Origin of the sequence: Paenibacillus apiarius (assembly GCF_017052585.1) — a bacterium.
Lineage (GTDB): Bacteria > Bacillota > Bacilli > Paenibacillales > Paenibacillaceae > Paenibacillus_B > Paenibacillus_B apiarius.
Window position 1 is genome coordinate 1,880,742 of sequence record NZ_JAFFHZ010000001.1, and the last position, 25,619, is coordinate 1,906,360.

At 51.7% G+C, this 25,619-nt stretch carries 23 protein-coding genes; all 23 read right to left on the bottom strand.

The window, feature by feature from the left end:
- Nucleotides 1–9: 9 nt before the first annotated feature.
- Entirely contained in the window at nt 10–1,200 is a 1,191-nt protein-coding gene (gene csaB / locus JSQ80_RS08650; protein WP_206095028.1) for a polysaccharide pyruvyl transferase CsaB, read from the bottom strand.
- Nucleotides 1,176–3,182: a DUF5693 family protein gene (locus JSQ80_RS08655; protein WP_206095029.1), complete on the bottom strand. Its 2,007-nt coding sequence runs from the start codon at nt 3,180–3,182 to the stop codon at nt 1,176–1,178. The genes csaB and JSQ80_RS08655 overlap by 25 nt, the downstream gene beginning before the upstream one ends.
- Before the next feature lie 215 nt (nt 3,183–3,397).
- The gene (fabZ, locus tag JSQ80_RS08660) at nt 3,398–3,829 is read right to left on the bottom strand and encodes a 3-hydroxyacyl-ACP dehydratase FabZ (protein WP_087434103.1); all 432 of its coding nucleotides are present in this window, start codon (nt 3,827–3,829) and stop codon (nt 3,398–3,400) included.
- 213 nt (nt 3,830–4,042) lie between these two features.
- Nucleotides 4,043–4,558 (bottom strand): CDP-alcohol phosphatidyltransferase family protein, encoded by a 516-nt coding sequence (locus tag JSQ80_RS08665; RefSeq protein WP_087433979.1) that lies wholly within the window; start codon nt 4,556–4,558, stop codon nt 4,043–4,045.
- Between the two features lie 136 nt (nt 4,559–4,694).
- Nucleotides 4,695–5,135, bottom strand: coding sequence for a DNA-directed RNA polymerase subunit beta (locus JSQ80_RS08670; protein ID WP_087433978.1), 441 nt, complete (start codon nt 5,133–5,135; stop codon nt 4,695–4,697).
- Nucleotides 5,136–5,152: 17 nt separating this feature from the next.
- Nucleotides 5,153–5,992, bottom strand: coding sequence for a flagellar hook-basal body protein (locus JSQ80_RS08675; protein WP_206095030.1), 840 nt, complete (start codon nt 5,990–5,992; stop codon nt 5,153–5,155).
- A gap of 21 nt (nt 5,993–6,013) precedes the next feature.
- Entirely contained in the window at nt 6,014–6,877 is an 864-nt protein-coding gene (locus tag JSQ80_RS08680) for a flagellar hook-basal body protein (protein ID WP_206095031.1), read from the bottom strand.
- Nucleotides 6,878–6,923: 46 nt separating this feature from the next.
- Nucleotides 6,924–7,925, bottom strand: a complete 1,002-nt coding sequence (mreB, locus tag JSQ80_RS08685; protein WP_087433975.1) for a rod shape-determining protein — start codon at nt 7,923–7,925, stop codon at nt 6,924–6,926.
- A 200-nt stretch (nt 7,926–8,125) separates the two neighbouring features.
- A complete protein-coding gene (gene spoIIID, locus JSQ80_RS08690; protein ID WP_006674820.1) occupies nt 8,126–8,413 on the bottom strand; it encodes a sporulation transcriptional regulator SpoIIID in 288 nt (95 codons plus the stop codon).
- A 385-nt stretch (nt 8,414–8,798) separates the two neighbouring features.
- Entirely contained in the window at nt 8,799–9,578 is a 780-nt protein-coding gene (locus tag JSQ80_RS08695) for a peptidoglycan DD-metalloendopeptidase family protein (protein WP_411829071.1), read from the bottom strand.
- A 59-nt stretch (nt 9,579–9,637) separates the two neighbouring features.
- On the bottom strand, nt 9,638–10,879 hold the full coding sequence (gene spoIID, locus JSQ80_RS08700) for a stage II sporulation protein D (RefSeq protein WP_206095032.1): 1,242 nt from the start codon (nt 10,877–10,879) through the stop codon (nt 9,638–9,640).
- Between the two features lie 338 nt (nt 10,880–11,217).
- Complete coding sequence (locus JSQ80_RS08705) at nt 11,218–11,484, bottom strand: hypothetical protein (protein WP_087433972.1); 267 nt, start codon at nt 11,482–11,484, stop codon at nt 11,218–11,220.
- Between the two features lie 545 nt (nt 11,485–12,029).
- Nucleotides 12,030–13,358: a UDP-N-acetylglucosamine 1-carboxyvinyltransferase gene (gene murA, locus JSQ80_RS08710; RefSeq protein ID WP_176392850.1), complete on the bottom strand. Its 1,329-nt coding sequence runs from the start codon at nt 13,356–13,358 to the stop codon at nt 12,030–12,032.
- Between the two features lie 292 nt (nt 13,359–13,650).
- Nucleotides 13,651–13,905: a DUF1146 family protein gene (locus JSQ80_RS08715; protein WP_087433971.1), complete on the bottom strand. Its 255-nt coding sequence runs from the start codon at nt 13,903–13,905 to the stop codon at nt 13,651–13,653.
- 13 nt (nt 13,906–13,918) lie between these two features.
- Entirely contained in the window at nt 13,919–16,813 is a 2,895-nt protein-coding gene (locus tag JSQ80_RS08720; protein ID WP_206095033.1) for a S8 family serine peptidase, read from the bottom strand.
- Nucleotides 16,814–17,089: 276 nt separating this feature from the next.
- Nucleotides 17,090–18,634, bottom strand: coding sequence for an NADH-quinone oxidoreductase subunit N (locus JSQ80_RS08725; protein ID WP_206095034.1), 1,545 nt, complete (start codon nt 18,632–18,634; stop codon nt 17,090–17,092).
- A gap of 4 nt (nt 18,635–18,638) precedes the next feature.
- Nucleotides 18,639–20,255 carry a complex I subunit 4 family protein gene (locus tag JSQ80_RS08730; protein WP_206095035.1) on the bottom strand — a complete coding sequence of 539 codons (1,617 nt, stop codon included), beginning with the start codon at nt 20,253–20,255 and terminating at the stop codon, nt 18,639–18,641.
- Nucleotides 20,256–22,151 carry an NADH-quinone oxidoreductase subunit L gene (gene nuoL / locus JSQ80_RS08735; protein ID WP_206095036.1) on the bottom strand — a complete coding sequence of 632 codons (1,896 nt, stop codon included), beginning with the start codon at nt 22,149–22,151 and terminating at the stop codon, nt 20,256–20,258.
- 20 nt (nt 22,152–22,171) lie between these two features.
- Nucleotides 22,172–22,483 (bottom strand): NADH-quinone oxidoreductase subunit NuoK, encoded by a 312-nt coding sequence (gene nuoK / locus JSQ80_RS08740; protein ID WP_019424674.1) that lies wholly within the window; start codon nt 22,481–22,483, stop codon nt 22,172–22,174.
- Between the two features lies 1 nt (nt 22,484).
- Nucleotides 22,485–23,006 (bottom strand): NADH-quinone oxidoreductase subunit J, encoded by a 522-nt coding sequence (locus JSQ80_RS08745; protein WP_087433966.1) that lies wholly within the window; start codon nt 23,004–23,006, stop codon nt 22,485–22,487.
- Nucleotides 22,999–23,451: an NADH-quinone oxidoreductase subunit NuoI gene (gene nuoI / locus JSQ80_RS08750; RefSeq protein WP_087433965.1), complete on the bottom strand. Its 453-nt coding sequence runs from the start codon at nt 23,449–23,451 to the stop codon at nt 22,999–23,001. Before nuoI ends, JSQ80_RS08745 begins: the two co-directional genes overlap by 8 nt.
- A gap of 55 nt (nt 23,452–23,506) precedes the next feature.
- Complete coding sequence (gene nuoH, locus JSQ80_RS08755; RefSeq protein ID WP_087433964.1) at nt 23,507–24,517, bottom strand: NADH-quinone oxidoreductase subunit NuoH; 1,011 nt, start codon at nt 24,515–24,517, stop codon at nt 23,507–23,509.
- Nucleotides 24,517–25,617 carry an NADH-quinone oxidoreductase subunit D gene (locus tag JSQ80_RS08760; protein WP_087433963.1) on the bottom strand — a complete coding sequence of 367 codons (1,101 nt, stop codon included), beginning with the start codon at nt 25,615–25,617 and terminating at the stop codon, nt 24,517–24,519. Before JSQ80_RS08760 ends, nuoH begins: the two co-directional genes overlap by 1 nt.
- Between the last annotated feature and the right edge of the window lie 2 nt (nt 25,618–25,619).

The window sequence follows — 25,619 nt, forward strand, 5'->3', positions numbered from 1 at the left end:
GCTACCACCTTATTTCTTATGACGCAGCCATGCTGCAACCTGTTGCGCAGGTTGTTCCGCCTCTTGCTTCAACGCGGAAATAACCTGATGATGCTCACTCCGCCAAGCATCCACATGTTCGAGCGAATGCAGTATCGCGTCAGCTGCTGCGGAAGCATCCAATCTGGCTGTAGAGCCGATTGCCTTAAGGTTAAGCCGATGCAAAAATTGATCGATCTTCGGGTCGTAAGATATGCCCAGCATCGGAACCTCCTGCGCAGCGGCATATATGAGCGAATGCAGACGCATGCCGACCAGCACGCGGCATTGGCTCACTTCGCGCAGCATCGCTTGCGGGTGCTCAAGCGCCGCACATAGACTCATCACAGATGAATCATTTTTTTCAGATGGCCCGGAAGGAATTTCGCCCTCCAACCTCTCCATCACGAAGCGTGAAGCTTCCTCATCCGCTTGTCCGTGGAACGGCAGAAACCGCAGATGAAGCGCTCGTGCGCGGCATACCCGCTTCAACATATCGGCGATAGCCATCATATCCGTACGGTCCTCGCTCCAGAAACGAAGCGATACGCCGACATACGGACGACCCGCTTCATCTAATCCACGCTCCGCCCCCATGGGCAGTTCATCAAGGGCACGAACATCATCATCGCCAGATTCCGCCGCGGGAAGACGAAGCCCCATGACCGGGTCCGGAACCACGTTCGTGCGGTCCCGCTGCAACCCCATTCGGGCCAACAGCTCGGCCGATTCGTTATCGCGCACCGAAATATATGCGCAGCGGCTGAACACATGGCGAATATAAGGATAGAACGATTCCCGTTCAACAGGGCCGACACCTTGCGCATAAATAAAGGTTGGCTTGCGGAACCATTGCGCCAGCTTCAGCACTGCCAAATAATATGGAATCGTCTTCGAGCTTGTCGCATCCTGAAGCAAGCTGCCGCCGCCACTAATCAAGCCGTCACAGCTGCGAATCGCTCCGAGCAGATCGCCCGGCTTCATGCGGTGAACCGCCTGCACGCCATACAGACGGGTCGTGGTGGCCGGATCGCCAGAGAGCACGACAGGCTCAATCTTCAAGCCGGCTTGCTCCCCCGCACGTTCCAATGCGGTAAGGATGGACAGCAGCACGGCCTCATCCCCGCTGTTATTGAATCCGTAATAGCCGGATAATGCTATCCTTGTAACTTCGGACGCCATGCATCCCAACACCTTTCAATGATAGTCCATACGAAGATGCCGATAATACCAATGACCAGCCCAAGTCCGAGACCGAGCAATGTGCGCAGAGCAGAGATTACGACTGGCGTATGGATATGAGCAAACGTATCTACCATGGACAACTGCCCCATTACAGCCACGATGAACGCGAACACCGCGAATCGATAACGGAAAGCAATATATGCCGCGACGATAAACAACGGGTGCGCCATCAAAAACTCTTTGTTGCGCGGGCGAACGCCAAATGTATTTTCCAGCAGCGATCGGAACGACAATTCAAAGGTTGACACGTTACCGGCATTGCCGGTGCGGGACAAATAATACATCCCGATAACACCAACGACTCCCAAAGCGACCACCCATAACACCGTAATCGGCATCTTCAACCAGCGGCCCGCTTCCCTGAATACGGAATCGCCACGGTACAGGAAGACGTACAACGCCGTTAAAGCAATCGGGACGAAGTGCAGCAGGCTGACTCCGCGGAATTGATTCAGCACCAAGCTGTACGTAATATTGTTCAGCAATGCGATAACCAACGGCACCGAAATGAGCGACAGTATGGTCGTTCGCACAAACAGCGCGATCGATTTCTTGAAACGGTCACCGAACGCAGTGATTGGCGGATTGAGTTCAACCCGGCGAACTGCCAATATCATCGCAATGGTCGGCCCGCTGATCGATACGCCAAGCGCTAAGGCCTGCTCGAAAAATGTCGGCTTGAGCACAAACAAACCTGCGCTTCCGACAAGGCCGACAAGGAAGATCGGCAGCATAATATACGGAACGAAGAAGGAGACCATCAGCGCGATAAGCGCAATTCCCCCTACGACAACAACCATCTTCGCATAGCGTTGCCATGAAGAGTCAACAATATCAAACGGCTCCGCTTGCCCCAGCGTGAAGCCGTTCGCTTCAATGGAAGCAATGGCTTTGCCCGGCTCCTTGAGCGTGTGAAGAATGTTGTCGATAGAGTGCACGATTTCCGCTTTGGTCGTCGCCTTTTTGACCGCCGCGTTCAAGTAAATCATGCGGATGTTGCGGTCCTTCGTCGCAAGTGTAAACCGGTCCGACAGCACTTCCGGTTCATTGAACGACTCCTGCCCATTGATGGAGTGCAAGCGCGCCACATTGTATTTGGTCAAATAAGCGAGCTTGTTCATCCCTTTCTGCGGAGCCTTCAAGCCTTCAATCGCAGCAAAGCCAATATCATACTTGTTCAACAGTTCAGCAAATGCGGTCAGGCTCTTCTTATCCGCATCGTCATTGAATCCTTTGACAGATTCGCCGTCGAACACGATTCGTTTAACGCCAATCTCCGCATAACCTCGCAGCAGTTCGTCCATTTCCGTCTGGTTGTATTCCTTCGTATCGGACAAACGAGGGACGATATGGAAGCCCTTCGCTACCAGTTGAGCTACCGCAATCGGGTCCTGCGGCATCGTCTTCAACACCGCATTTTCCAGCGGCGATTCCAAGATTAAGCCGTTTTTGCCGTCGAATTGCCAGAGTCGAACCTGTATCCCAGCGTTCATGAACGCCTTCTCAATCATCGGAGATAATCGCTCTTCATTGGAAGATGAAGTGAATAGCAGATATGTATAATTCTCATCCCCGGTCAGGACTTTGCCCTGCAACATCGCGGCTTCTTGGGAATTATACAGCATCAGTCTGCGAGATGATTTCAAATCCGCCAGCGTACTCTCGAACATGGCCATTGACTGTACGCCAGCCTCTTTCAAACGTTCCAACTGTTCATCAATGAACGCCGCCGGATTCGGCATATAGCCGGATATGTCCACCAGGTCGCGGTAGTTGAACACCATCTCGACTTGATTGGCCGTATGTTCGGTTTGCACACGCTGAACCACGACAGGCGTGGCAGCAACTAACCCGACGATGACAAGCAGCCACAGCCACTTCTTCATGCGCCGATTCCAATTTTCTAACTGTTGAAGCACTTGTTTCCCTCCTTAAACCAATACGGGTGCCATACGGAACGGCATGTTCTTCGAGCGCTTCCGAGTCTTTTCGACATCGACAGCGCATAACCTCCCCGGTCATTCCACAAAAGAACGATTCACCTAAAGGCAACCTTCTTGCTGCCGACGTCATTTCTTTTAGAATAACCGAACGAGGTCTTTTCTTTGCATGCCTGTTCACAATTGATGGCAATTTACTTGCGGTCTGACAACGCAAACATCATTTCGCCTTCGGCAACGACCTGGTCGCCCACTTTGGCAACGGCCTGTCCTTTGCCGATACTTCCTTTTAGACGCGTAATATCGACAGATAACGTCAACGTGTCTCCTGGCACAACTTGACCGCGGAAACGGAAATTGTCGATACCTGCAAAAAAGGCAAGTCTCCCTTGGTTCTGCTCCATCTTCAGAATGGCAACCGCTCCAACTTGAGCAAGAGCTTCAACGATTAACACGCCCGGCATCACCGGATACCCAGGGAAATGGCCTGCAAAATGAGGCTCATTCATCGTTACGTTCTTAATCCCGACGGCCCGTTTGCCCTCCTCTACTTCGATGATACGGTCGACGAGAAGAAACGGATAGCGATGTGGAATAATCTCTTGAATTTGTTCGATATTCAGCATGTTCATTTTCCTTTCTTCTAGCTTTTCTCTTTTATTTCTCTTCTAAGTGAATAAAATAGCACCGATACGCCAACACTAAGAGCATCCTTCATGACTGCAGGCGTGAAGGTTGAGATAAGGAGCTTCCCAAGCGGCGAGGCGCTGGACGGGAAGCTCCTTTTGCCTGCTTATGTCTCTATCGTCGTTCTAGTTATGTCTCCAATGGCGCAATGCTCAGGCTTCCATCTTTCGGTTCAGGCGGACGAACAGTGCAACATACATCAACGAGGTCAGGAATGAAAAAATAATGACGGCCCACAGCAGTTCAAGCGCATAAGGCCATTGAAAATATATAAATAATATAGCAATGTAATAGAAGACCGTCGTTAATTTACCCATCCAGTTTGCAGGCACCGTCTTTTTCCCTTTAAAATGAAAAAGAGCCGAGCCGATAATCATCCCTGCATCCCGCACCAGCATCGCAATGGCAGCCGTCCATGGCAAATCTCCGGCCCATAGCAGAGACAGCATGACGGTCAGCATCATCAACTTGTCCGCTAACGGATCCAGCATCATGCCGACCGTAGTCACCATATTGTGCTTGCGTGCGATATATCCGTCCAAAATATCGGTCAATCCGGCCAACAGCCAAATGCCAAACGCCGCAAACCTCTCACCGAAGAAGAACAAAGCCACATAGACGGGGATTAGAAGAAATCGTACCATCGTCAGCATATTCGGTAAATTCAACCCTAAAACCCCCAGTAACCCCCATTTTCAATGTTCCTCCAACTCATTATACATGCCTCAAATAAAAAATAAAACTGTCGCCCCGTAACCCCAGCACCAACTTAAAACAAAAAACCCCACCGAAGTGGGGATGAAATCAAGCGAACACCAACTGGAACAGATGAGTCCATGTATTCAGATTTAACGCTTCATTAAAGGAGCCTTTCCCTAATACGACATATCCGGCAATCATGCCGGCAAATAACGTCAAGATGCATAGCATCGGAATAATGGCCAGGCGAACGAGCCATTTGACGCTTTTGGAACGCCGAGCCGGCTTATGCCCTTTCGTATCTCCCTTATCCTCTTTATCCGCGCGTACGGATTCCTTGCGCCGTTCCTTGCGCCGTTCTTCCAGCATGGGCTTGGCGGCAGTCCCTGCGGCAGCACGCACATTGCCAATGGCCGTATCAACCGGCTCCCTATCAACAGATTGTTCATCGCCATGTCGCGAGCGTGACAGGCGCGCCAGAGATATGTCCTGTTGAAGCGGCTCAAAGTCAGGCAGCTTTCTATCTTTATCACGGGTATCACTCATATTATCACCTACTTCATTTACGCGCGCAGACTATTCGCCAGTCCCCACATCGCGTCCCCTGAAGTCAACGCTCGTGCGGACAATTGATATGCACGCTGCGCTTGAATCAACTCATTGACCTCATCGATAAGCGACACGTTCGATTCTTCCAGCATCCCTTGCCGAACATAGATGGCAGGCTGATTCGGGTCCGAACGATCGCCACCGGTCAGATTCAGCACTTGAACGACCGTATTGCGGTCCATATCAGGAGGCAATACATAATAATTGTTGTCCGTCTGCACAAGCTGTTCGGGCTTGATTGCCTTGATAAGCTTCAAGCTGCCGAGAGCTTCCGGCGCTTCACCATTCTTGACGGCGAACATGCGCCCTGCCTCGTCGATTTGCAGTTCTTTATCGGGAGCGATGCGAATTTCCAGGTCTTCGGAATTCAACACCTGATCGCCATGAGCGGTAACGAGTATTTTCTCGCCGCTTGCTCTATCTATATTATATTGAAAGGATCCTTCACGAATCCAAGCCGTTGCGCCGTCGCGAGTCATGATTTCGAACATGGCGTCACCTTGCAGCGCCACATCGGTATCCACTCCCGTCTGAGTGAGAGAACCTTGGGTGAAATCCCGATTCAACGACGTAAGACGCGAGCCATAACCAATTGTATATCCCATTGGCGTCGCCCGTCCAGGCAGACGATAGTCTGCATCGTGCTGGCGTACCGTAGTGAGCACATCCGCGAAGGTAGCCGTTTTCCGCTTATACCCTTTAGTATTGACATTAGCCACATTGTCCGCAATTACATCCAGCTTGCGTTGGATGCCATTCATCGACACGGATGCGGCAATCATCGATTGATTCATGTCGTTCCTCCTATTGTGTCATTAGACGCGGCCAACTTCGTTGACAGTCTTGTCCAAAGATTTATCATAGAACTGCACGATTTTCTGATTCGCTTCATAAGCGCGATACGCCGTCATCATGTCGATTGTGGACTGTGCCGGATCCACATTGGAACGCTCCAGATACCCCTGCTGAACTTGAACGTCACGGCCCAACTCAACCGGCGCGCCTGGTTGAGCGCCATTCTGCAAACGGAAGCGTCCATTGCCCGTTCGAATCAAATCATTCGGGTTGTCGATACGGGTGATCAGCAGATCGGCTCCCCCTATAGCAGCACCGGTGCGGGTGTTATACAGTTGCCCCGCCGGATTCAACATTACATCTTCAAGAGCCTGCCCATCCAGCACGACAGGCGCATTATTCCGGTTAAGAACCTGAGCTCCGTCAGCGGTAACCAGCTCATTCTGCGCATTCACGCGAAAATGTCCGTCACGCGTATATCGAACATCATTGCCTTCCCGCAACGTAAAAAACGCTTCCGGCTTAAATACGACGTTGCCTTGGGCGTCGAGGCCTTTTCCGGACCCGTCAAATGTTACGCCCGGCACCTGCAGATCAGCAAGCAGCGCAAAATCGCCGGCTTGGTTCGTCTGCATCAAATCTCCCTGATTGAACAGCATGCGGCTTTCTTCCGCGAACACGCCGGTGTTCAGCCGTCCGATTTCACGTCCCGAGGCCTTATCGCTGCCCTGCAACGAAAGCAGCATTTCCGGGAATGAACGCGTCACTCCCGTTACCGATTTATATCCTGGCGTATTGGCATTGGCAATATTATTCGTTACTGTATCATGACGGCGCTGTTGCGTCATCATCCCTGAAGCAGCCGTATATAACCCTCTAATCATGTCCGATCCTCCCGATCCATTAATCTACACTATGTATATTATCGGACTAGATAAACTTTTTCTTTACGACCTTATCCAAATTATCAAGCATGATGCCGGTTCCCTTTACGACGCAATGCATCGGATCCTCCGCAATCAGGACCGGAACCTTCAGTTCCTCCGCGAGCAGCTCGTCCAACCCGTCAAGCAGCGCGCCGCCGCCCGTCAAGATGACGCCGCGATCGATAATATCCGCCGACAATTCCGGCGGTGTCCGCTCCAACACCGATTTCGCGGCAGCGACAATGGAGGATACCGGGTCCCACAGCGCTTCTCGAATCTCGTTGGATGTAATCGTCACGGTGTATGGCAAACCGGATACCATGTCCCGTCCGCGAATATCCATCTCCCGCTCGCCGCCTGCCGGACGCACGGTACCGATGTTAATTTTGATATCCTCGGAGGTGCGCTCCCCGATTAACAGCTTGTACTTTTGTTTAATATAGCGCATGATGAAGCTATCGAACTTATCCCCAGCAATTTTGATAGAAGAGGCGGTGACGATATCCCCCATGGACAATACCGCCACGTCCGTCGTTCCGCCGCCGATGTCGACTACCATATTGCCGCTAGGTTGGAAAATATCCATGCCCGCGCCGATTGCCGCCGCTTTTGGTTCTTCTTCTAAATATACCTCTTTCGCTCCGCTGCGCTCGGCAGCTTCCCGGATCGCCTTCTGCTCCACCGAGGTGATGTTCGTCGGCGCGCAAATCAGAATGCGCGGATGCGAGTACCATTTGCGGCCGCCGACGCGGTTAATAAAATGTTTCAACATCGCTTCCGTAATGTCAAAGTCTGCGATAACCCCGTCGCGCAACGGGCGGATCGGCACAATGTTGCCCGGCGTGCGTCCAACCATCTTGCGGGCATCCTCCCCAACGGCCAGAACGCGCTTCAAATCGCTCTCAATCGCAACGACCGCCGGTTCGTCCAACACGACCCCTTTCCCTTTGACATGAATCAGAACGTTCGCCGTTCCTAAGTCAATTCCGATATCCTTGCTTAACATAAGTTCGAGAGCCTCCACATTCTTTTTTCATATATTTCGATGAATTGCGACCGTTTCCTGCAAAATATTTACTCATCGTCTAACATATCATATTTAGAGCGCTAGGTTCAATGAGAATGAGGGGCGAAAGCTGTCATTTCGGAATCGATTTTAGGGTAATTTATCGAATAGTCAGCGGTTCCAATTTCAAGAAAGGTTGCCTAGGACTTTCCTGCGGTCATCACCTCACGTTTTTTCGAACTGGATTTCTTGTATTTGATTTTGGTCGCTTCCCCTCCCCTAAGATGCCGTACGGACTTGTGGTATTCGAGAATGTGCTTCACCTGGTCCGCCAAATCAGGGTTAATTTCGGGCAGCCGTTCGGTCAAATCTTTGTGTACCGTGCTTTTGGACACGCCGAATTCTTTGGCGATGGTGCGAACCGTATGCTTGGTCTCGACGATGCAGCGACCTATTTTGATGGTCCGTTCTTTGATGTAATCGTGCACGTTCCCGCCTCCCCTACTCGGTTTAATTGGTACATTATATGAGGGGTGCGGACACTTATGCGTTGTTGCGAAGCCTGACAAGCTTGGCTTAACCAATAAATTTGCCAAGGTTCTGTGGACAAAAAGGAGGAGGAGCAGGAGGAGGCTAATGCTTGTCTGTCCCAAAAAAGCTTGCCGGATTGGGAAAAAATGAAGCTATGCCTTTCGAAGTGGGGCAATCTTGAAGCGAGCATCGGCGATAAAATAATCAACCTGAAAAAAATTTAAGACAGGATGTCCAACCTTCCCCTTTGAGGTGATGCTCTTCAAGAAAAGAAAAAGCGGCAAGCTCGCGCCCCCGCTTTTCCACTGCATCTGGAATCATTATTCCAACGCATCGGTGTTATTAATTTTTGGCCAACAGCGTCGACGGATTGACCGGCTTGTTGTCATCATACACTTCGAAATGCACGTGAACGCCCAAGTCCTTCTCCAGCTCGTTGCGTCCGGCTGCAGCAAGCGCATCGCCTTTTTTCACGGTGTCGCCCTTCTTGACTTTCATGTCTGCCAAGCTTTGGTACACGGTCTTCAAGCCGTTGCCATGGTCAATCTCCACCACAAAGCCTGTCATCGGGTTTTGTTCGGCGCGGATCACTTTGCCGCTCATCGCTGCCAGGACATCAAACCCTTTCTGATCTTTGCGGGCCAAATCGATACCTACGTTCGGCGTAAACGTCTGCTTGTATTCTACCATCGCAGCCGCTTGCTCCTCTTTGGAAGCTTGGTCATCATAGAAGGACATAACGACATCTACATCCTGCGCATCCGCCACCGGCCAACCCAACGTTTCGTTGGATGCGACCACTTCAACCGCCTCGTCATTCGTCTTGCCTTCCGCCAATGTGCCGGAATCTACTGGTTGTTCTACCTGCGTCGCATCCTTATTTGGGTCTAGTGGCTGCTGGTTCATGTCTTGATAGACCCACACTAACGTTAGGATGATTGCTGCTGCGGCCATGTACAAAGCGGGGAAGACCCATTTCTTCGACAACAGCTTTCTCCACGCGGATGTTTGAACCGCTTGAGCTCCTTGCATCGATTTAGAAGCTTCAGGCGTATTCGTTGCACTCGTTGCCGATGAACTTGTTGTAGATTTGTTTTTTGAGTTTTGGTTTTGTTCACTCATTTGTGATCACCTCAGTAACCATTGTTACCGGGGCTATTACTTTTATACGTGCTGTTTTGCTAATTTTTAAGATTTGAAGTTAGTAACTTCGAAGCTTTGCCAAGCGTAACCCCGTTATAATAGTAAGTTACGATCTTCTCCGCCGATGCGCCTTCCTGCGCCATGCCCTGTGCGCCGTATTGGCTCATGCCGACGCCATGTCCGAATCCGAAGGTCGTAATGAGGACTTTGTCGCCTTCCATCTTCCATTCAAAAGCGCTGGAGCGCAAATCTAACTTTTCCCGAATCTCGCGGCCTGTAAACCGATGCTTTCCAATCCGCACCTGCTCTACGCGTTTGCCAGGTGTATGCGATAGAATTTTCATATCTTTGGCAAAAGCGACTGCTGACAGCTTGCTATCAAGCTGCGAAGGTTCAGAGAATGCTTGACCGATTCCGTTCGCAGAGCCGAGCGCGCGGGACAGAGCCGGCACCGCAGTGGCCTGCAGGCCAAGTTTCGCCAACAGGGTGCTCACTTTCATTTTTGCCTGTTCCCTATAACGCGGAGATACCGATTGATCCCATGGGCTCGGCACGCTCTTCAAATACGGAACGGGATTGGTCCAATAATCCTCCGCGTTCTCGGTATAGCCATTGCTCGTCGAGAAAAAAGCGGCCATAATCGGTTCTCCCTTATAGGTGAGCACGATATCCTTCGTTTCGTTCACGGCGCGGTTCAACTTCGCCACCGCGTCCTGCGGCCGCCGCTCCAGCTCAGCGAGCGGCACATAGGCTTGATGGGCGACGGTATCTGTGACGTCGGCCCCTTCAGGTGCGCCGCTAGCGTCCTGCGCCAGCAGGCGGCGCACGATGTACGTGCGGGCGGCAATCGCCTGCGCTTTGAGCGCTTCGAGCTCAAAGTCGCTTGGCATCTCTGCCGCGACGACGCCGCGCACGTATTGCTCCAGCGCGACGCGCTCCACCTGGCGCGTGCCGCTTAGGTGCACGCGCACCTGCTCTGCCGCCCCGGCTTCGGGCGGCGCCACATCCGGCGCTGCTGGCAGTGTGCGCTCACTGCCTGGGCTCGCCGCCCGCTGCTGTGGGTGAGTGTCCACCAGCAGCAGCGGCATAAGCAGGGCGAGCGCGGTGAGCGCGCCGGCCCACGCAGTAGCGCGCACCAGCGCGGGCCGGGGACGGGCTGCGCCTCTTCGGCTCCTTCTGCGCCTGCGTCGCCGGTTCCCCCAAGCACCTCCGCACAGGCTCGTCCATAGTCGGCCAATCAATCGCCGTCCTTCTTCTAGCAGTCTCGTCTGCGTAGCCATAGGTTTTTCTCTCCTCTCCCGTACACTCTCCGTTCCTCAAGAACAATGTTAGTCGTTCCTCATATGTTCCTGTCGATGCTTGTACCTCTAGCATCTCTCGAAATGAACGAGGCTAACCTTCCCTTCTTCTAACCTATGCTATTTTAAGAGAGGAAAGAACCGCAGAAACAAACAGAGCTGCTATCGAAACAGTTCAACGACGCCTTCCATCTGGCCTAGCTTATATACTCAGTCAACGAATGCGTCAAACAGGATCTCCAGTGCTCATTTCGGCTCCCTAGCAACAAAAAAGGATATCCCTGTCTAAGCATACATGCTTTTAAGAGACATCCCTTCATTCAAATAGGCAGCAACCCTTGCCGTTCCGCCTTCTTCCTGCATGTGGCGCACACTCCCACCACGGAGCCGTGATTGCCTGCGTAAAACGTAAGCTTCTCTGCTTTCTTTTTGCAATACGAGCATGGCTGACTGGACACCGGCTTCTTTTTCGCATAAGACGCCATCGACACAACCTTCTGCCGTTTGCTTCGACTTTTATACAAATAGATAGTTGCTGGCAGCAATATAAGCGCGGCCGCCCCAAGCATCAACCAGAGGTATATCATAGAACCGCCCTCCCTTATTAAGGTGATCGTAATAACTCTGTAAACCCTCGCGTCTCAATCGGCAACAATGACCCCGCAAATCTTTATCAGATGCATAAAACACAGATTGGATCGTTTCTGTTTTGCATGTTATGACGGTATCGATACAGCTGCTGCGAATGCGGCGGGGCTCGGTGCTATATTTATTCACTCACTTATGCGATATCACGAAACTTCCTGCCGTCTATCCATCAATAACTATACCCGCTATTCACTTACTCACTGATCACTGGAACATACTGAGCCGTTGGGAGATTGGACATAAGAACAGAAAGACCCATTTATTCCAAGCGGATGGTATAATGTAGAATATTTACATATAACTACTTCTCGTAGAGGGTAGTAACTAATGGCCAGAACCGGCAATGGACTACGGCGCAACGTATGACACAATAAATAAAGCCGTCTCTTACCGAGACGGCCTCACCCTCTGATTCAATTGTACCTTCCATACGCTCTCACTGTCGAAGCTCGCATGATGGCCGCGTCCCCACCGCCCTAGGAATTTACGCCCAAGTCGGCTGGACATTGAAGAGCTTCACTTCCTTCTCTTCCTTCACCTCAGCCGGTTGCTCCTCCAGTGTCACGCGGTAGATGTCCGCGCCAAGCGAAGACAGCTTCTCTGCCAAATTCACATATCCGCGATCGATATGATGAACGCCGCTAACTTCCGTCGTCCCTTCCGCAACCAAGCCCGCACAGATGAGTGCAGCGCCCGCACGCAGGTCGGTAGCGCACACCTTGGCGCCCGCCAGCTTGACTCCGCCGGTCACTACGGCCGTACGGCCTTCCACTTTAATATTGGCATTCATTAAATTAAATTCATCGACGTGCATAAAGCGGTTCTCAAACACCGTCTCCGTAACGACCGATGTCCCTTCCGCTACAAGCAGAAGCGCCATCATTTGCGACTGCATATCCGTCGGAAAGCCCGGATACGGCAGTGTCTTCACGTCCACAGCTTTGAGCGGCTTATCAGTGCGAACACGAATGCCGTTCTCATCAGGCTCGATAATTACGCCCATTTCTTCCATTTTCGCAATAACCGGGCCCAGATGATCCGCAATCGCACCCTCGACATACACATCGCCGCCCGTCATCGCCGCGGCAACCATATACGTTCCCGCCTCGACGCGGTCCGGTATGACCGTATGCTCGGCCCCATGCAACTGCTCTACACCTTCGATGCGAATGACACCCGTTCCGGCACCGCGCACCTTGGCTCCCATTTTGTTCAAATAGTTCGCCAAGTCAACGATTTCCGGTTCGCGAGCGGCATTCTCGAGCGTTGTTGTCCCTTCGGCCAACGTCGCCGCCATCATAATATTTTCAGTCGCACCGACACTCGCAACGTCCAAATAAATTTTGGCGCCCTTGAGTCGGCCGTTTACTTTCGCTTCAATATACCCTTGACCAAGTCCGATTTCCGCGCCCATCGCTTCAAAGCCCTTCAGGTGCTGATCGATAGGACGGGTTCCAATGGCACAACCGCCTGGCAAGGAAATACGCGCCTGTCCTGCTCGGGCCAGCAAGGGACCCATGACGAGGAACGATGCCCGCATCTTGCGTACTAGTTCGTAAGGAGCTTCAAATGAATGAAGATTCTCCGAATTAACACGAATGGTTTCATTGGAATATGTAAGATTGGCTCCAAGCTTCTCCAACACATGGTGTATCGTCTTGACATCGTCGAGTGGAGGAGCATCGTAAATGACGCTGCTGCCCTTCTCTCCCAATAACGAAGCAGCGATGATCGGAAGCACAGAATTCTTTGCGCCACTTACGCGCACGGTGCCCGTCAGTCGTCTGCCTCCGCGGACGATAAATTTGCTCATCATGTTTCCCTCCGCGCTTTTTTTCGCCCCATCATCCATAAATCTGTAAAAAATGGCACGCTCTTTTGTCACCCAAACTCCATAATACCATTGTATGACAAGTAGGTACAAGCGATATTTTTCGACATACCCTTCCACATTTTACTTAGGGTTATCTACCATTGTTGACATCTTTATTCGATGTTATTCGACAGGAACTGACTCTCTGTCGGGCGTAGCTTTTTTAGTGTATCATTGACAGCATTCCTTGAGGGAACGCTGTCCTTTTCCCTCTTAACCATTCCGAATCGATTCAAAACAAGAAACGCAGCGATTGGGTCCATCCCCAATAATCCAAAAAAAACTGGGCAACCGCGCGGCCCACAATAATCGCAAGGATAAGATGCAGCATTTTTCCTTGCGGGCTTTGCGGATGACGGATGAACAAGTCTATTTTAAGATGCTGCAGCGACCACCAAGACAGAGCGATGCATACGAGCGTAATAAGCATATGCGCCATGCCGCTCCATCCTACGGATGAAGTCACTTGAGACAACGAATCATCCAACGCGAATTCCTCCTTACTTCTCACTGTTCAGCACGTTGACGAGCATTGCCACGAACTCGGCCCGAGTCGCGAAGCGCTCTGGTCCAAATCCTTCCCCCTCATTGCCGCTGATTAAGCCTTGACGCTTCATTTCGGCAATCATAGGAGCTGCCCAATGTGTGGCGGCTACATCCTGAAATGGCGCTTCGGTTACTTTCGCCGGTGCGAGACCAAGCGCTTTGCCAAGCATGACGGCCATCTCCGCCCGCTTCACCATCCGGTTCGGACCGAAGCGTTTCGGCTCAACTCCGGCGGCAATGCCTGCTTTGGCTACCCGGGCAACCGCGGCATGAGCCCAATGGGAGGAAGGCACATCCGTAAACACGGGAGCTTTCCCGATATCGCGGCTCAGCTTGAACGCATTCGAGATAACCGAAGCGGCCTCTGCTCTGGAAATATGCCGATGCGGTTCAAATTTCGCGTCGCCATAACCGTTCATCCATCCAGACTCTACGGCTTGAACAATCGAATTCTCCGCCCAGTGGCCCTTTACGTCCCTTAAGCCGGCGATAAGCGGCTCTGTGCTTACTGAGAGACGATAGTACCTCGTATCAAACTTCGCGTTTGTCGTCAGGCGTATATAATACGTTCCCGGATCCAACTTTGTTCCGGTCGTCACTTCGGTTTCTCCCGAAGCATTGCGTCCAGATCCAAGCGGCTTCTGCTCCTTCGACATCACCGCCATTGTGACAATGCGGTTCGAAGGCAACTGGCTCAGCCTGAACGTTGCATAGACCGGCTGCTTGACGATGAATTGAAACCAATCCACATCGTCTTCGTCGTGAAAGACGCCTTTGTATTCGGTGCCTTCACTAATCGTAACCGCCTCATACATCTTATCGTTCGGCTCATTCGGATCGGCAAGCTGAGTCATGTATTCCACATGCAGCTTATATTCGCCTGCTACCGGTTCCGGGCGTGCCGTTACGGCATTTTGCACCTGAATGTAATACTTGCCGGGCGGCAAATCTTCCAGTTGGACGAATTCGGACTGCCCTTCCTTCTCCTCATCAATCCAGCGGGTATCGATTTGCGATCCTTTAATCTCAAGCGCCGGATCGATGCGAACCGTATCCGTACTCAGCTTCAACCGCAGCGTTGCTTTGCTCGGCAACTGAATCATGTACCAATCCGTGTCGCCCGCATGGCTGAACGTGCCAACGATATCTTGCGTTCGCGCCGGAATGGCATATGCCTGATATTGCTTGTCATTCGGCTCGAACGGATCTTGGTACACGATGAAGCGAGAGGCTAGTTTATAGGTTAACCCTCCATTGCCACCGATGTCATCGGACGACAGACGCAGTACATTTTTCCCCCGTTTCACCGGAATAGAAGGCTGTTTGCCGCTAATATCATTGAACTTCGTCCCAGAGGCTGTTTCACCTATGAAATGCATAACGTGGACTTGTCCCGCACCTTTAATCCGTTGAAATTGAAGCTTCAACGTGCCGTCATAAGGCGCATCGATCACATACCAATGCTCTTCCTTCGCATGGAGAACCGCGCTTAGCGAAGTATCGATTGGGAATACCCTCGCCTTGTTGCGGGCCGTATTCGTCCCGAACGCATCTTCTTGAAACGGAACGGTTAATGCGGCGTCGGCGCGAAGCAGGCCGTAGCCGCTTTTTTGGTCCCAGCCCTTCCCATCAATGTCCTTCGCCGTATAGCGTAAATGGTGACGAACCTGATACGGCTTCAACTCGGGATACTTGTTCCATAAGAGCGCAGCCACGCCCGCCGCTTGCGGCGCTGCCATCGATGTGCCTTCTTCTGACTTGTACCCCCCGCCCAATGCGGTGGTGAACACATGCCAAGGCGCGACTACGTCGATTTCCGGACCGATATTCGTTCTCGGCTCCACCTTCATCTGCGGTGTGCTGCCGCCAACAGCGAAGACCGTAGGATAAGCGGCTGGATACTTGACAGCTACCTTCTCCTGATACCGCCCGCCATCATTCCCGGTCGCAGCAATAAGCAGAACTCCTTTTTCCTCCGCATAGTTAACGATGTCTTGCATGTATTTCGAATATCGATACAACCCGACTGACATGACCACGATCTTCGCGCCATGGTCAACCGCATATAATATGCCTGCGCCCAGCTTGTCTTCATCACCGTAACCGCGTGAATCCAGCGCTTTAATCGGCATGATCTTGGCTGACCAGAGCAGACCGGCGGTGCCCTTGTTGTTGTTGCCCACGGCGCCAACCACGCCCGCTACGCTGGTTCCGTGCCCATTGTCATCCTGGGGCAAACCTGAGTCCAGCAGGTTGATGCCTTTAACGATATTTTGCTTGAGATCCGGATGATTGAAATCAATGCCCGTATCTACCAGTGCTATAGTGATCGATGAATTGCTCTTGGCTTGAGTCCATGCCGTATCCGCCCCGATTTGCCGTAAATAATGCTGTTGCGCATACAGCTTATCATTCGGTTTTACCCCGGATGCTAGCGAATGTACCGCATGGTTCGGCTCAATGTATTCTACCTGCGGCGATTGTTTTGCATCACGCAGCCAATGTTCCGTCTCGGCTTCGTCTACAGGCTTAAGAACCGCAATATCAACGGCGGCCTGTTCGTTTAAAATCTCACTGTGCTGCAGCAGTTTCGCGTCTTTCTTCCCCTGCTTCCATTTGACAATCCAAGAGGTCGCGCCTGCCTCAACTCCGTCATTCATAGCTGGGTTAGCGGCTGTGCGCTGTGTAACATTCATGCTGCTTATAACTCGCTGCTCTGTTTCCTCCATCTTGTACCTTTGCTGCAACGTTTGATTCAACGGCACCGAGGCAATCGTCTCGCTTAACATTAGACAGGTAAGCGCAATGATCAAAGTCGGTACGACGGCACGAGACAATCGTTTCATCATAAATCCCATCCAATTCGCACATCAAGGCCAGTTGAGTTTGAAGAATACAACACGTATTCGCCGTTCTTCCTGACCTCTAATCTAATTTGCTCTTCTTCTCGTGGGCGTATGACCAATCAGGCCATAGCTTAGTTAAGGTTCGCCATCGATGCGGTCATTCCTGTTACAAAACGCTAATTTAGGTCATAAGTCCTACAACGTAACAAAAAGACCCAAAATCCTCCAATGGAGTGATTTCGGGTCTAGTTAAAATGAATCATTACACAATTGACGAGTTTACCGTATTAATAAATCTGCTCCGAGCGAGAAAGTCCTCTGAATAGCTTTCATCACGATGTCCGGGAACACGCCAAGCGAGATTACAGCCAATACGCATATCGCAACGACGAAGCCTTGCGTTAGTGATACGCGGACCTGAGCTTCGTTGCCGGCGCGCATATACATTTGTCGAATAAATCCAAAGTAGAAATAGAAGGAGACGACGCCCGTCACCATCATAAGAATCGCAATCCATACCGCTTTTGAGGCAACCGCGCCCAAAATAATATAGAGCTTTCCGAAGAATCCGGCGGTAATCGGAATACCGGCTAACGACAATACAAACACTGTCATAGCGACCGCAAGCCACGGAGAGCGATAGTACAGACCGGCATACCCGCTCATTTCATCGTGTCCGGATGAACGTTCCATAATCATATGAACGGCGAATGCCCCTATCGTCATAAACAAGTAAGCGACCAAGTAGTACATAAACTCCGAGAAATTCGATGTATGCAAATGATTTCCCAACGGATTCAGCGCAATTGGCACGAGTAAAAAGCCAGCATTCGCTATTCCGGATAAAGCAAGCAGCCGCTTTACGTTCGCCTGCCGCAGCGCCATTGCCGTACCGATTACCATCGACAACGCCGCAACAGCCAGCAGCATGGTGGAGAAATCGCGGTAGATGACCATTTCCGGCCCGCCAAGACCAAGAAACAAGCTGTAAAATACACGGAACAGAATGGCCAAGCCCGCTCCTTTGGATACGATCGCAAGAAATGCGGTAACCGGCGTCGGCGCTCCCTGATATACGTCTGGAGACCACGCATGAAATGGCGCTGCCGCAATTTTAAAGCCGAAGCCCACGAGCATCAATATAAAGCTTACATAGATGAGCGCCTCAAAGGAAGCGGAATTCCCCGCCAGTCCCTGTGCCATTGCTCCAAGCTGCGTGCTGCCCGTAATGCCATATAGGAAAGACATGCCATATAAGATAAATGCCGAGGCCACGCTGCCAAGGACCGCGTACTTGAACGCGCCTTCCGTCGACTTCCGATCGCTCTTCTTCATCGCCACCAAAATATAGGACGTGATGCTGAGCAGTTCCAATCCGACATAGAGCGTGATCAAATCTCCGGAAGAGGCCATAATCATGCCGCCGAGCGCAGCAGGCAGCAACAAGTAATAGTACTCTCCCCGGTGCGGAATTTCTTCATCCCGCATATTGCCGATGCTCATCAGCAAAATGAACGCTGTTCCTGTCAAAAACACGATTTTGAGCAGCAATGCAAACTCATCGATACGGTAGCTGTGATTCAACAATTGAACGGCTTGCACCGCTTCGGTATGCTGAATACGCTCATACAGCTTCCACAAGACGAACCCAAGCGAAACGAGCACGCCGATAAATGACAGTCCCCCGATTAAATCTCGATTTACGCGGCGGGGGAGCACCAGATCGATGAGCGTGATGAGTATGGCTGCAATGACGAGCGTAAGCTCGGGTGCCAGCAATGCGAGATCGCCCATTTGCAACAGTTGAACAGTTGGCGCATCCATGGGCCTACCCCCTCACCTTGAATAATTCAATCATGTGTTCCACGCCGGTCTCAATCGGAGCCGTAACGAAATACGGGAACAGACCGATTAAGACAATACACGCGGTTAATACCATAATCGGCATTGCTTCCACGAGTCTGGCGTCCTTTAAGCCCGCGTGCCGTTCGTTCAACGGACCGTATGAGATGGCGAGCACCCCGCGCAGAACGTAGACTGCGCTTAGAATAATGCCTATAGCGCCGAGCACGGCGGCCCACTTCATCGTACCGAACAATCCAAGCAACGAGAGAAGTTCGGCCACGAAGCCCGATAGGCCCGGCAGACCGAGCGATGCGAGCCCCGCAAGCAGCAAAATGCCTGAGATGAACGGCATGCTCTTCGCCAAGCCGCCCAATTCGTCGATGCGGGTCGTACCCGTCCGTTGCAAGAGGCTGCCTACCAGCAGGAAGAACAGCGCCGAGATAAACCCATGCGACACCATCTGCACGACGGCTCCCTGCAGGCCGATATCGTTCATCGCCGCGATGCCGAGCAGCACGAAGCCCATATGGCTGATGCTGGAATAGGCTAGCACAAGCCGGAATTCTTTTTGCACGAAGGCCAGTATAGCACCATACAGGATATTAATAACGCCAAGGATAGCAATGACGGTGGCCCATGACGCCGTTTCCTGCGGCAGAAGCGCCGTACCGAACTGAATCAGACCATAGGCGCCCATCTTCAAAAGCACACCGGAGTGCAGCATAACGACCGGTGCAGTCGCCTCAGCGTGAACGCGCAGCATCCACGTATGAAACGGAAAGAGCGGCAGCTTGATGCCGAACGCGATGAGCAGCAGAACGAATACTAACGTCCGCATCCCCTCTGTAAGGTAAAACGTGTTGCCCTCGGCCGCCATGTTCACGAATGCTTCTGGATTGCCAAGGTTCTGCATAATGACATTCAGGTTGCCGCTATAAATATATTGACTGCCGTCGTCCACTGCCGGATTCGGACCAAAGCCCGCAGTTGCCGTCAAGATGACAAAGGCAACCAACAAGAGCGCAGAACCAAGACCGTTATAGACGAGGAAGCGGTTGGCCGCTTTCTCGCGGTGCATAAATCCCCATATGCCGATAAGGAAATACGTCGGAACGAGCGTCCATTCGAAGAACATAAAAAACAAGAACAAATCCCGTGCCATAAATACGCCGAGCATTCCCACCTCAAGCAGGAGAAACAGAATGAAATACGTTTTCCAACGCTTCTTCAAGTAAAGCGAGGCAAAGGCTGCCATTGATGCCACGATGGTGGTCATCACCACGAGCGGCAGCGACAAGCCGTCAATCGATAAATGGTACTGTATATCAAATGTCCAAGATTGAATACCTCTCATTAATTCAATGTTAAGCGGTATTGAAATCCATGATGTCTGCTCCGTAAGCGCCTTTCCCTGTTCCAACATGTCATAACCGCCATAAATAACGAGCGCAATGAGCAGCGGCAAGAATGTCGTTCCAATGCCGACGATTTGGATGGCTCGTGTGCGCCCTTTTGGAACAAGCAATAAAATAAGAACCCCGAGCAACGGAGAGAAGGTCAGCAGCGTCAATATCGGCAAAGATGAAAGTTCACTCCACATTTACCAGAACCTCCTTCCGAGGGCCAATACAAGCACGACCAAACCTACAAATCCGAACAGCGAGACCAAACCGTATGTTTGCATCTGACCGTTCTGCAGGCGGGTTGACGTCTTGCCGATGCCTACCATAATTCCGGCCGCCAGACGGACAAGACCATCGATGACCCACTTGTCGATAGCCTTCAACACTTGGCCAATACCCTGCAAGGAACGGACAAACACAAATTGATATAGCTCATCCATATAATATTTATTGGCAAGCAGACGATAGACCGGACCTGCCGATTCTTGAGGTTCGCCGCGCCGGCTGCGCCCAGGACCGTACATCATATATCCGATACCGATGCCAAGCACGCCGACCAGAACGGAGATAATCATTACGATAACGTTGGCATGTTCCCCTGCTTCCTCCCCCGTCAACCAAGTTCCGAAGGAACCGGTCCAAGGCGTATACACAAATCCGGAAACCACCGCCAACACGCTTAAAATGATAAGCGGTACCGTCATGGACAAAGGCGACTCATGCGCCTTGGACGCATCCGCTTCATTCGACGGCTGGCCAGTAAAGACTAGGAAGAACAGCCGCGCCATATAAAATGCGGTAAAAAATGCCGCGACCGCACCGACGGCGAACAACAGCTTATTTTGCTCCCACGCTGCCGACAAGATAGAGTCTTTGGACCAGAAGCCGGACAGCGGCGGTATGCCCGATAACGCCAAAGCTCCGATGGCAAACGTCCACGTCGTAATTTTCATCCGGCGGCCGAGCCCGCCCATTTGGAATATATCCTGTGTATGTACCGCATGAATGACACTGCCTGCGCCAAGGAATAGCAATGCTTTAAAGAAAGCATGCGTGAACAGGTGGAATACCCCGGCAGTCACTGCGCCAAGTCCGAGCGCCAGCATCATATAGCCGAGCTGGCTGACGGTCGAGAATGCCAGAATGCGCTTCATGTCGCGCTGCGCGATAGCGATCGTAGCCGCAAAGATGGCGGTGAAACCGCCCATGCTCGCGACAATCGTCATCGCCGTCGGCGAGACATGGAAAATATCGAAGGTGCGCGCCACAAGGTATACGCCGGCGGCAACCATCGTTGCGGCATGTATCAATGCCGAAATCGGCGTCGGACCTTCCATCGCATCCGGCAGCCATGTATGCAGCGGGAATTGACCTGATTTCCCTACTGCTCCGACGAAGATAAGCGAAGCAATCCAAGTGGCGATGCCTGCTGAAATTCCATGCTGCGCAAGCGAATCGACACTGGCGAATACGTTGCTGATCATCGAGAAGTCGAGCGCGTGATTCGGCATGTGCCAGAAGAGAAGCAAGATGGCAATCAATAGCCCCACATCGCCGATGCGGGTCACGATAAAAGCTTTTTTAGCCGCCGCACGCGCCGCCGGCCGTTCATACCAGAAGCCGACGAGCAGAAATGAGCATACGCCGACCAGCTCCCAAAATATGTATAGCTGCAGCATATTCGGCGACAGCACGAGTCCGAGCATCGAGCAGGTAAACAAGGCGATATAGGCGTAGAACACCGTTAGCCGTTCGTCCCCTTGCATATACCCTTTGGAATAAATATTAACTAGCGTGCTCACAAGCGTGACGATAACAAGCATCAGCGCGTTCAAATTCGTCACGTCAAATCCGAATTCCAGACGGATATCACCAAAGCCCAACCATTCGAAGCTCCGGGTATAATCATCCGGCGATCCCTGTACCCGTTCCCATAACACAAGGACGGAAAGTGCAAACGCGGCGAACGAGCTGAAGACGCCGATCGCAACGGCCACGCCTTTCATCTGGCGGCCGAATGCCGTCAGCACGAGGAACGCGAGCAGCGGAATGACCGGAATGGCCCAAGCGTATTGCGAAAAGACGGATTCCATTGTCGTATCCTCCCAACCGATTATCTCTTCAAGTCGTCAAATTCGTCCACGTTGGCCGTCCCTCGGTTCCGGTACAACGCGATCAGAATGGCAATGCCGATGGCCGCTTCCGCAGCCGCGATGGCAATCGTAAAGAGCGAGAAAATTTGCCCCTTTAAGCTTGGCACTACACCGTATTTGGAAAATGCGATCAAATTCAAATTGGCTGCATTCAGCATTAGCTCGATCGACAATAGCACAATCACGGCGTTGCGTTTCGTCAACACTCCGAACAGGCCGATACAGAATAAGATAGCGGCGAGAGTCAAGTAAGAAGCCAGCATCGTGCTCATCCTAGTCCGCCTCCTTTTTCGCAATGACGATAGCCCCAATGAAGGCCACCGTGAGCAGAACGGACAGCAGCTCGAACGGAATGACATGCTCCGTAAATATCTGCTTACCAAGATTCAGCGTATTGTCCTCTGCAAGCGACACCTTGTCGTGTACCGGAAATTCGGCGCTTCGTATGGAGAAAAAGAGAACTCCGAACAGAGCTAGACAGCCAATTGCGGCCAGCCCTTCCCTCCACGGCCGCACGAGCTGTTCATCCTGCTTGTCATGCCGGGTCATCATGATACCGAATATCATTAAGATGGAGATCGCCCCCGTGTACACAAGCACTTGCACGAAGGCTACGAACTCCGCTTCAAGCAGCACATACATGCCGGCCAGCCCGAGAAAAGCAAATGCCAGTGAGGCGACCATGTGCACTACTTTGGTAAAGTTCAGCATTAAGACGGCGCCTGAAATGATGCAAATGGATAGCACGAAGAAGGCGACCGTTTCCCCCGTCCATTCAATGGAGAAATCAAACATTTTTCTTCGCGCCCCCTTTTGGCATGGCGGAATTGTTTTCTTGCCTGATCAGTTCGTTATTGTCGTTAAGCCATTCCATATCTTTGAACAGATCATCCCGGCTGTAGGTCGCAAGCTCAAAATTGTTCGTCATGACAATCGCCTCTGTTGGACATACTTCCGTGCACAGATCGCACAGAATGCAAATTTCAAAATTGATATCGTACGTATCGATCACTTTTCCTTTTTTCTCCGGATCGGGATTCGGCTTGCCCGTCAGCGTAATGCAATCGGTGGGACAGATTTTTGCACAAAGATTGCACACGATGCACTTGTCCGGGTCGAAATGTTGAATCCCGCGAAACCGGTCGGGCATTTGCAGAGGCACATCCGGGTACTTATAGGTGACTTTTTTTGATGTCATCGCCTTCCAGGTGACGCCAAGACCTTTTATCAATCCCTTCACGGATTTCACCCCTAGCCTTTTTGAGGTTGTTCAAAGGAGATCTTTTGAACATGAACTATTTGTTGAAAATTTCGATGTATACCGCCGTCAAGAAGACGTTGATTAGGGCAAGCGGCAGCAGCACCTTCCACCCGAAGCTCATCAATTGATCCACGCGAATACGCGGCATCGTCGCACGCAACCAGAAGAGGAAGAAGACGCAGAACGAGAATTTTAGCACGAACCACAACAGCCCCGGGATGAAATCGAGAAACGGAAACGGTGGATGCCAGCCGCCAAGGAACAATACGGTCGTAAGTGCCGACAACGCAAACACATATACATATTCCGACAACATGAAAAAAGCGAAGCGGAAGCCGCTGTACTCGACGTGATAGCCCGCCACAAGCTCAGACTCCGCTTCCGGCAAATCGAACGGGGTACGGTTCAGTTCGGACACTCCGGCAATGATAAAGACAACGAAGCCGATAATTTGCGGGAGAAAGTTCCACTCCCAGAAGTAGTTTCCTTGCCCTTCTACAATAGTACGCAAGCTGAGCGATCCGTTCAACATGATTACGCCGACAACGGAAATGACAAGCGGAATTTCGTAACTTACCATCTGCGCCGCAGAGCGCATTCCTCCCAATAGTGAATATTTGTTGTTCGAAGCCCAACCACCTAAAATGATACCAATAGTTGAAATGCTGGACAATGCCGCATAATACAACAGTCCCACGTTTAAATCGGCAAACCCCAGGTTCGCAGCATATGGGAGTGTCGCTAGCACGGCAAACGACGGAACGTAAGCGATGACTGGAGCCAAGATGAACAGCGCTTTATCTGCTTTGCGAGGAATAGTGTCTTCTTTAATCAGAAGCTTGAAAATATCGGCGACCGTCTGCAGCAAGCCAAGCGGCCCGACGCGCGAAGGTCCGTGACGAAGCTGCATCCAGCCGATAACTTTGCGTTCGAAGTAAATTGCATAGGTGACGAAGCCAAGAACGACGAAGAGAAACACGACTCCCCATCCGAGAAAAATAAATCCGTTTTGCCACGTAAGTGTCTGTTTCAGCAGTTCGTCCATTAGCAATCCACCTCCCCAACGACGATATCGACCCCGCCCAAAATGGTAATGAGGTTCGTCATCGTCTCACCGACTAGCAGCTTCGGAAAAATTTGCAAATTAACAAAAGACGGACGGCGAAACTTCAAACGATACGGCTCCGCTTTCCCTTTAGAAATAATATAGCATCCGATCTCGCCGCGCGGAGATTCGATTCGGGCGTACATTTCACCGGCAGGCGGCCGGATGACGCGCGGCACTTTGCCCATCGTCTCTCCCCCGCTCGGGAATTGCTCCACGGCTTGCTCCAAAATACGCAGGCTCTGCCGCAACTCCTCCATACGGATTAGATAACGATCATAGCAGTCTCCGTTCACGCCGAGCGGAACATCGAATTCAAAGCGGTCATACAAGCTGTATGGCTCATTCTTGCGCAAGTCCCAGTTAACGCCCGTACAGCGCAGATTCGCCCCGCTGAGGCCATAAGCGATGGCTGTCTCGGCATCATAAGCGCCTACCCCTTTAATCCGGGCAAGAAAAATTTCATTGCCGCTGACAAGCTTGTTGTACTCTTTCAACCGCTTCTTCATATAAGGGAGGAATTCGCGCACCTTGTCAATCCATCCTGGAGGGGCATCCCATTTGACGCCTCCGACCCGCATGTAATTGTAGGTGAGACGCGCTCCGCACAGCTCGTTAAATAAATCGATAATAATTTCCCGGTCACGGAACGCATACAGAAAGGGACTCATCGCCCCAATATCGAGCAAATACGTCCCCCACCATACGAGATGGCTTGCAACTCGTTGCAGTTCCATCACGATAAGGCGCAGGAATTCAGCGCGCTCTGGAATTTCAATGCTCATCATTTTCTCAACCGCATGCACGAGCACATAGTTGTTGGTCATGGCGGACACATAGTCCATTCGGTCCGTGTAAGGAATAATTTGCGTATAATTCAGGCTCTCGGCAAGCTTCTCCGTTCCCCGGTGCAAATAGCCCATTACCGGAGTGGCCTCTGTGATAACCTCGCCGTCCAGCTTGACGACGATGCGGAATACTCCATGCGTGCTCGGGTGCTGCGGTCCGACGTTCAAAAGCAATTCTTCTGTGCGAATCACGG

What these genes read in the sequence shown, in the direction of transcription:
- murA (WP_176392850.1), bottom strand. Translation starts at nt 13,358, where the DNA reads ATGAGCAAATTTATCGTCCGCGGAGGCAGACGACTGACGGGCACCGTG.
- spoIID (WP_206095032.1), bottom strand. Translation starts at nt 10,879, where the DNA reads ATGGCTACGCAGACGAGACTGCTAGAAGAAGGACGGCGATTGATTGGC.
- JSQ80_RS08670 (WP_087433978.1), bottom strand. Translation starts at nt 5,135, where the DNA reads ATGAGTGATACCCGTGATAAAGATAGAAAGCTGCCTGACTTTGAGCCG.
- JSQ80_RS08725 (WP_206095034.1), bottom strand. Translation starts at nt 18,634, where the DNA reads ATGGATGCGCCAACTGTTCAACTGTTGCAAATGGGCGATCTCGCATTG.
- JSQ80_RS08695 (WP_411829071.1), bottom strand. Translation starts at nt 9,578, where the DNA reads ATGAGTGAACAAAACCAAAACTCAAAAAACAAATCTACAACAAGTTCA.
- fabZ (WP_087434103.1), bottom strand. Translation starts at nt 3,829, where the DNA reads ATGCTGAATATCGAACAAATTCAAGAGATTATTCCACATCGCTATCCG.
- mreB (WP_087433975.1), bottom strand. Translation starts at nt 7,925, where the DNA reads ATGTTAAGCAAGGATATCGGAATTGACTTAGGAACGGCGAACGTTCTG.
- JSQ80_RS08705 (WP_087433972.1), bottom strand. Translation starts at nt 11,484, where the DNA reads ATGATATACCTCTGGTTGATGCTTGGGGCGGCCGCGCTTATATTGCTG.
- csaB (WP_206095028.1), bottom strand. Translation starts at nt 1,200, where the DNA reads ATGGCGTCCGAAGTTACAAGGATAGCATTATCCGGCTATTACGGATTC.
- nuoL (WP_206095036.1), bottom strand. Translation starts at nt 22,151, where the DNA reads ATGGAATCCGTCTTTTCGCAATACGCTTGGGCCATTCCGGTCATTCCG.
- JSQ80_RS08730 (WP_206095035.1), bottom strand. Translation starts at nt 20,255, where the DNA reads ATGTGGAGTGAACTTTCATCTTTGCCGATATTGACGCTGCTGACCTTC.
- JSQ80_RS08745 (WP_087433966.1), bottom strand. Translation starts at nt 23,006, where the DNA reads ATGTTTGATTTCTCCATTGAATGGACGGGGGAAACGGTCGCCTTCTTC.
- nuoK (WP_019424674.1), bottom strand. Translation starts at nt 22,483, where the DNA reads ATGAGCACGATGCTGGCTTCTTACTTGACTCTCGCCGCTATCTTATTC.
- nuoH (WP_087433964.1), bottom strand. Translation starts at nt 24,517, where the DNA reads ATGGACGAACTGCTGAAACAGACACTTACGTGGCAAAACGGATTTATT.
- JSQ80_RS08720 (WP_206095033.1), bottom strand. Translation starts at nt 16,813, where the DNA reads ATGATGAAACGATTGTCTCGTGCCGTCGTACCGACTTTGATCATTGCG.
- JSQ80_RS08675 (WP_206095030.1), bottom strand. Translation starts at nt 5,992, where the DNA reads ATGAATCAATCGATGATTGCCGCATCCGTGTCGATGAATGGCATCCAA.
- JSQ80_RS08680 (WP_206095031.1), bottom strand. Translation starts at nt 6,877, where the DNA reads ATGATTAGAGGGTTATATACGGCTGCTTCAGGGATGATGACGCAACAG.